Genomic DNA, 12,289 nt, shown 5'->3' on the forward strand with positions numbered 1-12,289 from the left:
TTTCGCTTCACCGCCGTAAGTTTTTGCACAAATAGTTGCAATCGCAGCAGTTAAAGTAGTTTTACCATGGTCGACGTGACCAATTGTGCCCACGTTTACGTGTGGTTTGTTACGTTCGAACTTAGCCTTAGCCATGAGATCTTCCTTATTAAAATACTTATGGAGGGTTAGCTCCATAAGTGATTTTGGTTTTTAACTATGAATTAGTTTGGGCTTATAGTAATCGAAAGATTACTCGTCGTCACCTTTTTTACCACCAGATTGGAACTTGCTGATGATGCCTTCAGCCACGTTACGTGGAGTTTCAGCATATTTAGCGAATTCCATAGAGTATGTCGCACGACCTTGAGACATAGAACGCATTTGAGTCGCGTAACCAAACATCTCAGCCAATGGAACTTCAGCACGGATTGCTTTAGTACCACCAGGTAAATCGTCCATACCTTGAACCATACCACGACGACGGTTTAAGTCACCCATGATATCGCCCATGTAGTCTTCTGGAGTTTCTACTTCAACTTTCATGATAGGCTCAAGCAAGATAGGATCTGCTTTCATGAAACCGTCACGGAATGCGTAAGAACCAGCCATTTTGAACGATAATTCGTCAGAATCGACATCGTGGTAAGAACCGTCGAACAATGTCGCTTTAATACCCACAACAGGGTAACCAGCCAATACACCATTCTTCATACGTTCTTGGATACCTTTATCCACAGCACCGAAGAATTCTTTAGGAACTACACCACCAACAACTTCTTCAGCGAACTCGTAGTCTTTACCAGCATCAGCATCCATTGGTTCTAAACGTACGTATACGTGACCAAATTTACCTTTACCACCAGTTTGACGTACGAACTTACCTTCTTGTTCAACTGTCTTTTTGATCGTTTCACGGTAAGAAACCATTGGTTTACCAATGTTTGCTTCAACACCGAATTCACGCTTCATACGGTCAACGATGATGTCAAGGTGAAGCTCACCCATACCAGCAATAATGGTTTGACCTGATTCTTCGTCAGTACGAACGCGGAATGATGGATCTTCCTTAGCCAAACGACCTAAAGCAATTGACATTTTTTCTTGGTCAGCTTTAGTTTTTGGTTCAACAGCCAATGCAATTACTGGCTCTGGGAATTCCATACGTTCAAGTGTGATGACATTTTTCTCATCACAAAGTGTATCACCAGTTGTAACGTCTTTAAGACCTACACACGCAGCGATATCACCCGCACGGATTTCTTCAACGTCTTGACGATCGTTCGCGTGCATTTGCACGATACGGCCGATACGTTCACGTTTAGATTTAACCGGGTTATAAACAGAGTCACCTTGTTTAAGAACACCAGAATAAACACGTACGAATGTCAAGTTACCTACGAATTTGTCGTTCATGATTTTGAACGCAAGCGCAGAGAACGGAGCTTCGTCAGATGCTTCACGAATCGCTTTAGTTTCAGCTTTATCGTCAAGTACACCTTCGATTGCTTTAACTTCAGTCGGTGATGGCAAGAATTCAATTACTGCGTCCAACATACGTTGAACACCTTTGTTTTTGAACGCTGTACCACAAAGCATTGGTTGAATTTGACAAGCCAAAGTCTGAACACGTAGACCAGCAACAATATCTTCTTTAGAAAGATCGCCTTCTTCTAGGTATTTATCCATTAGCTCTTCAGAAGCTTCAGCAGCAGCTTCAACCATATTGGTGCGCCATTCTTCAGCAGAAGCTTGAAGTTCAGCCGGGATATCACCGTATTCAAACTTCATACCTTGTGAAGCTTCATCCCAAATGATCGCTTTCATTTCGATCAAGTCGATCACGCCTTGGAAGTTTTCTTCAGCGCCAACAGGGATAACTACAGGTACAGGAGATGCACCTAAACGTGTCTTCATTTGTTCAACAACACGGAAGAAGTTTGCACCTGTACGGTCCATCTTGTTCACGAATGCTAAACGAGGAACTTGGTATTTGTTCGCTTGACGCCATACAGTTTCAGACTGAGGTTGTACACCACCTACAGCACAGTAAACCATACATGCACCATCAAGAACACGCATAGAACGCTCAACTTCGATTGTGAAGTCAACGTGTCCCGGAGTATCAATTACGTTGATACGGTGTTCTGGGAACTGTTTACTCATACCTGACCAGAATGTAGTCGTAGCAGCAGAAGTGATGGTAATACCACGTTCTTGCTCTTGTTCCATCCAGTCCATTGTTGCTGCACCATCATGTACTTCACCAATTTTGTGAGATACACCTGTGTAGAACAAAATACGTTCTGTAGTCGTGGTTTTACCAGCATCGATGTGAGCTGAGATACCAATGTTACGGTAACGAGAAATTGGGGTTTGACGAGCCATGATTTCTTGCATTCCTAAATTTTGTTGTTTAAAACAGGACGCTTTAAGCTGCCAAGCAGCTTAAAGCGATTCGATGACAACATGGTGAAAACCAAAATTGCCACCCTCCTGAATAGGGGCTGTTTTATCCGCTTAGAAACGGTAGTGAGAGAAGGCTTTGTTGGCTTCAGCCATACGGTGCACATCTTCACGTTTTTTAATCGCTGAACCCTTACCTTCAGCTGCATCAAGCAACTCGCCAGCAAGACGTAAAGCCATTGTTTTTTCAGAACGCTTAGCAGCAGCGTCTACTAACCAGCGCATAGCTAGGGCAGTACGACGGGATGGGCGTACTTCCATAGGCACTTGATAAGTAGCACCACCAACACGGCGTGCTTTTACTTCGACCATAGGGCGAACTTTTTCAAGAGTAGTCTCGAAAAATTCAACTGGGTCTACTTTAGATTTTTCTTGAACGCGATCTAAAGCACCGTAAACGATACTTTCAGCAATAGATTTTTTACCATCTTGCATTACGTGGTTCATGAATTTAGCGATTGTTTGGCTGCCGAACTTAGGATCCGGAAGGATTTCACGGGCAGCGACTACGCGACGTCTTGGCATTTTAATACACCTATAAATATGACACTTCAGGTTTATCCAGCATGAGTACAAAGTGTCATGTACATTCGCTGGCCTTACTACACGTCGCTTGAATTTCACAAAATTAAATGCAGAAATCAGACAAGCGAGACGATAAAGGATTGCGGTTCTACGTTCTTAAAAAGCTAATCTAAACAGATTATTTCTTAGGACGTTTAGTACCGTATTTAGAACGAGACTGGTTACGATCTTTAACACCAGCGCAGTCTAAAGAACCACGAACGGTATGGTAACGTACACCTGGTAAGTCTTTAACACGACCACCACGGATAAGCACAACACTGTGCTCTTGTAGGTTATGGCCTTCACCACCGATATAGCTTGATACTTCAAAACCAGAAGTTAAGCGAACACGGCAAACTTTACGCATTGCTGAGTTAGGTTTTTTAGGTGTAGTTGTGTAAACACGTGTACAAACACCACGACGTTGTGGACAAGCCTTCAACGCAGGAACTTTTGATTTTTCAATCAAAGTCGTACGACCCTTACGGATCAACTGATTTGTTGTTGCCATTTGGCAATTCTCCCGTTAATAAAAAGCCTCAAAAAAATACCACTTTTTGAGGGCACACAATTGTAAGCGAAGATAGAAAAATGGTCAATATTCGAGGCCATATCAAATATTGACCACTTAGCTGTATATTGGTCAGTAGACGCTTTTTTAAAGACGTAATTCCAGACTTTTATGCACTCTATTTTGTAACTTTTTTCTTGACGGGCTTAGGGGCTTCATTTTGTTCAGATTGCGAAGCAGCAAGTTGCTCAGTGCCTGCATCAGCTCCTTCAACATCTGCCTGCGTATATTCATCTATTTCCGGTTCATCTACCGTGATAGCCGGTTTTTGCGGTTCAACCTGAGCATGCGGTTCAACCATGTGTTCAGCCAAATACTCTAATCCTTGTTCTACCCGCTCACTTTTACGTTCATCATCAACAATGGCATCATCTGCTTTCTTCTTAATAGTTACTTTGGCAATCGTGCCATGCCCTTGCACCGGAATGTCCTGATCAAGTTTAAGCTCGCCGGAATTTGGCTCGTCTTTAGTAAAGGGATTTAACAATCTTGGCGCTGCCTGCGCCAACAACTCCAGGGATTTTTCATAAGCCGCAATAGGAGACAACTCCACTCCCTGATGCTGCTGCAAATAGCTTCTGGCATGGGAAAATATTTGCTGGGCTTTCTGGTTGACATCTTCCACCAGTTTCCAGCTATAGGCTGCACCTATACCTGCTCCGGCAACAGGCGTTAATTTACTGATCAATGAAAGGTTTGGGAGATGATTTAACCAGTTCCATTTTATGTCGCCATTTTCATTGACCAGCCATTTTTTCAGTGGCTCACTGTCATTGCTGGAACCCAGCATGTTTTGCAATTGTGCAGTGTCATTGGTTTGCAGCATATTAGAAACGATTTTCAGTGCCATCAATACACTCTGCTTTTCAGCAATCTGGCCCAAGTCGATTTGTTTAAACACAAACTGGACAATATCCTGTTCGGTATCTTTGTTCAATTCAAAGCCATAGGCACGCCCGACCTGATAAATCATGCGCAAGGACATGAGCAGTGATAAAGGCACGTCAATCGCTGAACCAACTACGCCTGTGGCACCGGTAACAGCCCCCTGTATAGAAGCCAGCCATTTGTTTTGTTCAGCCAAAGCCTGGCTCAACCGTTTGGAACGGTCGACATCCTGAGTCAGTTCCTGTAAATCTTTTGCTCCAGCCTGATCCAGTACAGTATCTACAGAACTGAGATTGGAAGTGAACTGATTTAAATGGTCAAAAAAATAGTCCGAAACCTTGTCTGAAAAATCCGGCGCAACAAAACTGGCCACACGATTCACTTTGCTGTACTGGCGACCCAGCAATTGTCTGGAGACATTGGGTAAATACTCACGCATCATTTGTTGAGGATTATCATATTTTCTAGGTTCAAATACGCTTTGAGAACGGGCACTTCCCTCAATGACATGACCGTTGCTCAAGGCCCCGGAAGCCTTGCCAGCACGCTCGGCAGCCGCGTGATTCAGTGCACTCATTCCTGTTACACTGATCTTTTTAGCCACTCCCAAAGCATTGGAGAGGAATCCACCTGAATGTTTATTATTGGTATCTGCCATTCTTTTACCCTCATCTTCTATTCTTACAATTATTGATAAATACTAGGTGTAGTCTAAGTTTATCTCAACACGAATGTGTATCTTTTAGTTAATTATGCCGCCTAAACATTACAGATACATACTGTCGAAATAGGCATAATATTTGCCATAAGAATTCAAAACCCTTTCTGCTATCATGAATGCGACCGAAAGACATGAGTAATGCGCTGGATTGAGGTTTTTACTTTTCTGCCTGAATCAGCTGCCTTTACTCAAAAATATCACCATATAAGGGATCTTTAGATGAAGCGTGTTGTAATCACTGGTATGGGTATCAACTCATGCATTGGTAATTCTTTAGAAGATGTCACTCATTCTTTACAAAACGGGATTTCTGGAACACGTTTTAACCCGACTTATGCAGAATTAAACTTTAAGAGCCATGTCAGTGCAGCCGCTGAACAAGATTTTGACCATATTGACCGTAAATTGAAACGCTTTATGGGTGTTTGTGCCATGTATGCCTACAACTCGGCAGTTGCTGCGGTAGAACATGCAGGTTTAAGCGTTGAAGATTTGGCGGGCAACCCACGTTATGGGATTACCGGTGGTTCAGGTGGTGGTTCAACTGCATCTGTCATTGAAATGAACGAATTACTGCAAACCAAGGGTGCGCGTAAAGTAGGTCCTTTCTTTGTTCCTCGTAACATGACCAACACCATTACCGCAAACGTAGGTGTGGCATTCAAATTACAAGGTGTGGCACATACCATTACCAGCGCATGTGCTACTTCTGCAGATGCCATTGGTTATGCCTATAACCTGATTCAACTCGGCAAACAGGATTTAATGCTTGCTGGTGGTGGTGAAGAAGATCACTGGTCTCAAAGCTTGCTGTTTGATGCGATGGGTGCACTTTGCTCTAAATACAATGACACGCCTGAAACAGCGTCTCGCCCATATTCGGCTGACCGTGACGGTTTCGTGATTGCCGGTGGTGGTGGTTTTATGGTGCTTGAATCACTGGAACATGCGCAAGCACGTGGTGCAAATATCCTGGCTGAAGTAGTTGGCTATGCTGCAAACAGCGATGGTGCAGACATGGTTGCTCCAAGCGGTGAAGGCGCAACACGCTGTATCCTGATGGCCCTTGAAGAAGCGAAACAGCATGGTGTTGACAAGATTGACTATGTGAATACCCATGGTACTTCAACTCCAGCTGGTGACGTGACTGAACTGAAAGCGATGGAACGTGCATTCGGTGAAGGTCAAGTACCGCCTATCAGCTCAACCAAGTCTATGACCGGTCACAGCCTGGGTGCTGCGGGCGTGCATGAAGCCATTTATTCGGTCTTGATGATGCAAAATGACTTTATTGCGCCAAACATCAACGTGACTGAACTGGATGAAGGTGCAAAACCGTTTGATATCGTACTTGAAAAACGTGACGCAAAATTGAATACTGTGATGAGTAACAGTTTCGGTTTTGGCGGTGTAAATGCTTGTCTCGTTTTCAAAAAATGGGAAGGCTAAGCTAAGAAGTGTTGATCATTCAGCAGTGGATGATCAACTTCTGCCACACTGCCCTTTAAAAGGGTGAATGGATGGATGCTCCTTCTGATGCTTTCTTGTGGGTAAAAGCATTACATATTATTGCAATCGTTTGCTGGTTCGCTGCATTGTTCTACCTGCCACGTCTATACGTTTACCATGCCATGAGTGATGATGCAGTGAGTCATCAGCGTTTTGAAGTCATGGAACGCAAACTATACCGTGGCATTATGTGGCCTTCAATGATTGCAACACTGATCACCGCGCACTTTCTAGTCGATTGGGGTGATGCAACGCGTCATTACCACGATGCACTGTGGTTTTACCTGAAAGTCGGATTGGTCGGATTATTGGTGATTTACCACTTTGTTTGTGGTTATTACCGTAAAAAACTGATCGGCAATGCGCATTACAAATCACATAAATTCTGGCGCTTCTTTAATGAAATGCCAACGCTGATTTTATTTGCCGTGGTAATTCTGGTAGTAGTGAAACCCATCTTCTAAGCATTAAAAAAGCCCTCAATCGAGGGCTTTTTTACATCTGACAAAAACCATATCTGAGAGAAACTTAGTTCAACATTTCCTGATTACGTTTCACCAGCATGTCCTGATGACGTTTGCGCATCCGCGGTTTATACAGGAGCTGATAAGTCACGGCTAAAATAATCAGCCAAATCGGACTGATCATCAGGGCACGCAAAGTATCGGCTTCCAGACTTAAAATAATCAAAGTAAAGAATAAGAACACCAGTACCACATAGGACATCCAGATCCCGCCCGGCATTTTAAAGGCTGACTTTGCATGCAGTTCTGGGCGCAGTTTACGGTAACGGATATAGCACACCATGATGATGCTCCAGATACTGATAAACAAAATCACGACAGCGAACTTGCCAAGGTAAAGGCTTCAACCGTGTTTGGTACAAAGTATTGCAATGCTGCACCTGCCATAATAAAGGCACAAGAGAACAATAAACCTTTGGCAGGTACGGCACGCTTAGACAATTGCGCCAGATTTTGCGGAGCCTGCCCTTCCCGCGCCAAGCCAAACAGCATGCGCGACGTTGAAAATACGCCACTGTTCATGGATGACATGACCGATGACAGCACCACCAGGTTCATGATAATCGCTGCTGCACCAATACCCGCATGCATGAACAGCGATACAAAGGGACTCTGATCCGCAGGAATCTGGTTCCACGGGGTCACCGACATCACAATGAATAACGACAACACATAGAATAAAATAATCCGGGTCGGAATGGCATTCACCGCTTTTGGCAAGTTCTTTTCAGGGTCTTGGGTTTCTGCTGCCATAGTTCCAATCAGTTCCACTCCAACAAAAGCAAACAAGGCAATCTGGAACCCGGCCAGGAAACCGCTGCCACCTTGCGGAAACATGCCGCCATGCGACCAGACATTACTAAAACTGGCAAGCGAACCTCCTGGCGCATGAAAATGGTTAAACACCATAAAGCCACCAATACCAATCAGTCCCAAAATGGCCAAAATCTTGATGAGCGCAAACCAGAATTCAATTTCACCAAACAGACGTACGGCGAGCATATTAATACCAAGTACCAGCAACACGCAGGCCACGCTGATCATGGCCTGTCCGGATGGCGTAAAGGCCATCCCTTCAGGCAGCCAAAAGCTGAGATAGTTGATAATAGCAGCCAAGTCTGCGATGCCAACCAGCACCCAGCCCAGCCAGTAGGACCAGCCAATATAGTAGCCTGCACCCGGACCAATCAGGTCATGCGCCATATCGATAAAGGATTTGTAATGCAGGTTGGAAAGTAAAATTTCGCCCAATGCACGCATCAGGAAAAAGAACATAGTACCAATGATCGTATAAATCAATAAAATTGAAGGGCCAGCCAGGGAGATGGTTTTGCCTGAGCCCATAAACAGGCCTGTCCCAATCGCGCCACCAATGGCAATGAGTTGCAGGTGACGGTTGGACAGTTTTCGTTGTAGTTCATGCGATGATGCCTTGGCATCGTCTGCTCGTGGTGTAGTGGTCATAACTGAACATCCTTTTAACATACGATTGCGTGTAAACCATGTGCTTTACATTGCAGGTCATCCCAACCAGCGACATTTACACGCCAGGCAGCACATCGGTCTCAACCGCTTTGCTGCCATACGGGGGAGATTTTTGACATTAAGGCTGTGCCGCCGTTACCGCAATTTCAATCAACCAGTCCGGATTGACTAGATCAGCCTGAATGGTGGCACGTGAAGGTGGAGTACAACCTTTCATCCAGTCAATCCAAATGGCATTGACGATTGAAAAGTCAGCGAGATTTTTAATATAAAGCTGTGCAGACAGCAGTCGGGATTTATCGGTTCCGGCCAAAGCCAGCAGTTCATCAATGGTGGCTAAAATTTCATGGGTCTGACCTGCGACACCATTACCGGTGTTCTTAGGTACTTGTCCTGAAAGATAAACTACCTGATTGAACACCGTCACGGCGCTCATGACGGCGTTGCTATTGAACTTTTCTATATCGCTTTGGGACATCTACATTTCCTTGTATCAATAAATTGAATGAATGATCTGATTTTTTAAAATTTAATCTTGAATAAAATTGACGCGTGCAGTGACAGCACACATCAACTCATAACCAATGGTGCCTGAACCGGCAGCGACCTCATCAATACTGAGCACAACACCTTGGGAAGATTTTCCCCACAGCACCACCTCACTGCCCACACCCGCATCATGTATAGTCGTTAAATCTACCGCGAGCATATCCATACTGACACGACCGACTAAATGGCTGCGCTGACCATTCACCAATATTGGCGTTCCGGTTTTGCTCAGACGCTGATAGCCGTCGGCATAACCGCAAGCTACGATGCCAATACGCATCTCCTGTTCAGCAACAAACTTCGAGCCATAACCCACGCTATCACCCGCTTTAAGCTGTTGAACGGCAATAATTTCACTGCGTAGACTCATCGCAGGCTGCAAATTCCAGTCATCAATGCTATGTGCAGGGAAATCGGGAGAACTGCCGTACAGCATGATGCCGCTACGGATCACATCTGAATTTAAATCTGTATGGCGAAGAATGGCAGCACTGTTACATACGGAACGCGCACCCGGTAAATCCTGTGTAACTACCTCAAACAACTGGCATTGATGCTCAATGCCGTCGCGTCCTAAACGATCTCCGTCAGCATCGGAGAAATGCATCATGTGAGTGATGCTGTGAACGTTAGGCAGTTGAGATAATTGTTGCCAGATGTCGCGGTAATGAACAGTCGCAAAACCCAGACGGTTCATGCCACTGTTCATTTTTAAATAAACATCAAACCGGGCTGGTCTGGGGAATCGGGCTAACCATTCAATCTGATATTGGCTATGAATGGTGAAACTCAAATTCAGCTCATCACAGTCAAACAGATCTTGCTCGGAAAAGATGCCTTCAAGCAATAAGACAGGACCTTTCCAGCCCAGAGCACGAATGCGTTTCGCCTCTGCCAAATCGAGCAGTGCAAAACCATCGGCAGATTTGAAAGCTTGATAGACACGCTCAATACCATGACCATAGGCATTGGCTTTCACCACCGCATATACTTGGCTATTCGGCATTTTAGTACGGGCAACATTTAAATTGTGCTGCAGTGACTGACGATGAATCACTGCAGTAATCGGACGTGGCATGTTGTTCTTCCTTGAATCAATATGACCTAAAACAGATTAGGCTGCTGAAGGGTAACGTTGGATCGATAGACCTTCGGTACTGATGTCCGGTTGATGATTCATGACCAGGTCACTGATCAACTTGCCTGAACCGCAGGCCATGGTCCATCCCAGCGTGCCGTGACCGGTGTTGAGGAACAGGTTTTTAAAACGTGTTGCACCAATAATCGGGGTAGAGTCCGGTGTCATTGGACGTAAACCGGTCCAGAAGGTCGCTTCTGCCAGGTTTCCACCCGGGAATAAATCTTTGGTAACCATTTCCAGAGTTGCACGACGATCCTGGTTTAAGCCATGATTAAAACCACTCAGTTCTGCCATACCACCCACCCGGATACGCTGATCAAAACGGGTAATGGCAATCTTGTAAGTCTCATCCAGCACGGTAGACTGCGGTGCAAATGCAGGATCTACAATAGGAATGGTCAGTGAATAGCCTTTCACCGGATAAACCGGTAGGTTCAGGTGCAATGGTTTTAAAAAGTCACGTGAATAACTGCCAAACGCCAAGACATAACGGTCTGCAGTGAGGACTTGTCCATTTACCACCACGCCCTTGATGTCATCGCCTTCAACCACCAGTTTTTCAACATTTTGGTTGAACTTAAACTCTACACCCAGCTCTTTGGCCAAGTTTGCCAGTGCATTGGTAAAGAGGTAGCAATCGCCGGTTTCATCATTTGGCAGATGCAGGCCACCGACCAGTTTATCTTTGGCAAATTCCAAAGCAGGTTCCACTTTGGCCAGATCATCTTTGAGCAAAAGTTCATGCTCCACACCACATTCTTTTAACACCTGAATGTCACGTTGCACCATGTCCAGTTGCGCTTCATTGCGAAAAACTTGCAAAGTGCCTTTAGAACGATTCTCATAGTGAATGCCGGTCTGTTTACGCAGCTCTCTGAGGCAGTCACGGCTATACTCAGCCACCCGGGTCATGCGCTCTTTATTAATCGCATAACTGTGTGGATTACAGTTCTTGAGCATCTGTGCCATCCACTGTAATTGCCACATGCTGCCATCCATATTGATGGCAAGCGGTGCATGATGCTGGAACATCCATTTCACCGCTTTAAAAGGAATACCGGGCGCTGCCCATGGCGTCGAATAACCTGGTGAAACCTGACCTGCATTGGCAAAACTGGTTTCTTCAGCAGGACCAGACTGACGGTCCAAGACAGTAACGGTTGCTCCCTGTTGTGCGAGGTAATACGCACTTGCAACCCCGATCACACCACTACCCAAGACAATTACACGCATTGCTTATCCCTAACGCATACTAGTTTATTTCACTAGTATATTTTTTGATTGATAGTTTTTTTCACTGTTTTAAGCGCTATAATCTAGGTAATTTAATAGTTTCGTCGCGAAAAAATTCTAAAAAAAGGAAAATCATAATGCGTAAATTGGATCGTATAGATCAGCAGATTCTGGATATTTTGCAGCGCGATGGACGGATTGCCATCAGCGAATTGGCATCTCGGGTCAACCTGTCCACCACCCCCTGTTCGGAACGGGTCAAACGCCTGGAACGCGATGGCATCATCATGGGCTATTATGCGCGGCTAAACCCGCAACTGGTCGATCGCAACTTGCTGGTATTTTTAGAAATCAAACTATCCGCCAAATCAGGCGATGTGTTTGATCAGGTTGCACGTGATTTAGTGGAAATTCCTGAAGTTCTGGAATGTCACCTGATTTCAGGCGAATTTGACTATCTGGTGAAAGCACGCTTAAAAGAAATGAGCGCCTATCGACGTCTACTTGGCGACTTACTCAAAAAACTTCCCTCCTCCGCTTCCTCACACAGTTACATTGTCATGGAGGAAGTGAAGGAAAGTTTTTATCTGGACCTACGTTAACGGTCCCAAAAGCTTGATTCAGGGAAGATACTAAAGGAACTACTTGCTTGTATT

The 12,289-nt window shown here is 44.9% G+C and carries 11 protein-coding genes and 1 pseudogene; 3 read left to right on the plus strand and 9 right to left on the minus strand.

Annotated elements, in window-relative coordinates; genetic code table 11:
• From ACE01T_RS05380 to ACE01T_RS05400, 5 genes are all read right to left on the minus strand, one after another.
• Window positions 1–135: GTP-binding protein (locus tag ACE01T_RS05380; protein WP_227548364.1), on the minus strand; the 135-nt coding region annotated here is incomplete at its 3' end.
• A gap of 96 nt (window positions 136–231) precedes the next feature.
• Window positions 232–2,367: an elongation factor G gene (gene fusA / locus ACE01T_RS05385; RefSeq protein ID WP_086197644.1), complete on the minus strand. Its 2,136-nt coding sequence runs from the start codon at window positions 2,365–2,367 to the stop codon at window positions 232–234.
• 132 nt (window positions 2,368–2,499) lie between these two features.
• Window positions 2,500–2,970, minus strand: coding sequence for a 30S ribosomal protein S7 (gene rpsG / locus ACE01T_RS05390; protein ID WP_004648014.1), 471 nt, complete (start codon window positions 2,968–2,970; stop codon window positions 2,500–2,502).
• A gap of 178 nt (window positions 2,971–3,148) precedes the next feature.
• Window positions 3,149–3,523, minus strand: a complete 375-nt coding sequence (rpsL, locus tag ACE01T_RS05395; protein WP_004648013.1) for a 30S ribosomal protein S12 — start codon at window positions 3,521–3,523, stop codon at window positions 3,149–3,151.
• Window positions 3,524–3,701: 178 nt separating this feature from the next.
• Window positions 3,702–5,129 carry an EcsC family protein gene (locus ACE01T_RS05400; RefSeq protein ID WP_395518872.1) on the minus strand — a complete coding sequence of 476 codons (1,428 nt, stop codon included), beginning with the start codon at window positions 5,127–5,129 and terminating at the stop codon, window positions 3,702–3,704.
• Window positions 5,130–5,411: 282 nt separating this feature from the next.
• On the opposite strand from ACE01T_RS05400, the gene ACE01T_RS05405 reads away from it, so the two are divergent.
• A complete protein-coding gene (locus ACE01T_RS05405) occupies window positions 5,412–6,641 on the plus strand; it encodes a beta-ketoacyl-ACP synthase II (RefSeq protein WP_395518873.1) in 1,230 nt (409 codons plus the stop codon).
• A gap of 71 nt (window positions 6,642–6,712) precedes the next feature.
• Complete coding sequence (gene hemJ, locus ACE01T_RS05410) at window positions 6,713–7,165, plus strand: protoporphyrinogen oxidase HemJ (RefSeq protein WP_395518875.1); 453 nt, start codon at window positions 6,713–6,715, stop codon at window positions 7,163–7,165.
• Between the two features lie 64 nt (window positions 7,166–7,229).
• Here the strand turns inward: hemJ and ACE01T_RS05415 are convergent.
• From ACE01T_RS05415 to ACE01T_RS05430, 4 genes and pseudogenes are all read right to left on the minus strand, one after another.
• Window positions 7,230–8,689, minus strand: a pseudogene (locus ACE01T_RS05415) (amino acid permease).
• 139 nt (window positions 8,690–8,828) lie between these two features.
• Window positions 8,829–9,188: a RidA family protein gene (locus tag ACE01T_RS05420; RefSeq protein ID WP_395518876.1), complete on the minus strand. Its 360-nt coding sequence runs from the start codon at window positions 9,186–9,188 to the stop codon at window positions 8,829–8,831.
• 51 nt (window positions 9,189–9,239) lie between these two features.
• Window positions 9,240–10,337, minus strand: a complete 1,098-nt coding sequence (gene alr / locus ACE01T_RS05425; protein ID WP_395518877.1) for an alanine racemase — start codon at window positions 10,335–10,337, stop codon at window positions 9,240–9,242.
• 36 nt (window positions 10,338–10,373) lie between these two features.
• Window positions 10,374–11,633, minus strand: coding sequence for a D-amino acid dehydrogenase (locus ACE01T_RS05430; protein ID WP_395518878.1), 1,260 nt, complete (start codon window positions 11,631–11,633; stop codon window positions 10,374–10,376).
• A 137-nt stretch (window positions 11,634–11,770) separates the two neighbouring features.
• Between ACE01T_RS05430 and ACE01T_RS05435 the strand changes: the two genes are divergently transcribed.
• The gene (locus tag ACE01T_RS05435; protein ID WP_086197651.1) at window positions 11,771–12,235 is read left to right on the plus strand and encodes an Lrp/AsnC ligand binding domain-containing protein; all 465 of its coding nucleotides are present in this window, start codon (window positions 11,771–11,773) and stop codon (window positions 12,233–12,235) included.
• The last annotated feature ends 54 nt before the right edge of the window (window positions 12,236–12,289 follow it).

This window comes from Acinetobacter uliginosus, assembly GCF_044130295.1.
In the GTDB taxonomy this organism is placed as follows: Bacteria; Pseudomonadota; Gammaproteobacteria; order Pseudomonadales; family Moraxellaceae; genus Acinetobacter.

Bases quoted from the DNA above. Each gene is read 5' to 3' on its own strand.
- rpsG (WP_004648014.1), bottom strand. From the start codon at position 2,970: ATGCCAAGACGTCGCGTAGTCGCTGCCCGTGAAATCCTTCCGGATCCT.
- ACE01T_RS05435 (WP_086197651.1), top strand. From the start codon at position 11,771: ATGCGTAAATTGGATCGTATAGATCAGCAGATTCTGGATATTTTGCAG.
- ACE01T_RS05430 (WP_395518878.1), bottom strand. From the start codon at position 11,633: ATGCGTGTAATTGTCTTGGGTAGTGGTGTGATCGGGGTTGCAAGTGCG.
- alr (WP_395518877.1), bottom strand. From the start codon at position 10,337: ATGCCACGTCCGATTACTGCAGTGATTCATCGTCAGTCACTGCAGCAC.
- ACE01T_RS05405 (WP_395518873.1), top strand. From the start codon at position 5,412: ATGAAGCGTGTTGTAATCACTGGTATGGGTATCAACTCATGCATTGGT.
- hemJ (WP_395518875.1), top strand. From the start codon at position 6,713: ATGGATGCTCCTTCTGATGCTTTCTTGTGGGTAAAAGCATTACATATT.
- fusA (WP_086197644.1), bottom strand. From the start codon at position 2,367: ATGGCTCGTCAAACCCCAATTTCTCGTTACCGTAACATTGGTATCTCA.
- rpsL (WP_004648013.1), bottom strand. From the start codon at position 3,523: ATGGCAACAACAAATCAGTTGATCCGTAAGGGTCGTACGACTTTGATT.
- ACE01T_RS05400 (WP_395518872.1), bottom strand. From the start codon at position 5,129: ATGGCAGATACCAATAATAAACATTCAGGTGGATTCCTCTCCAATGCT.
- ACE01T_RS05420 (WP_395518876.1), bottom strand. From the start codon at position 9,188: ATGTCCCAAAGCGATATAGAAAAGTTCAATAGCAACGCCGTCATGAGC.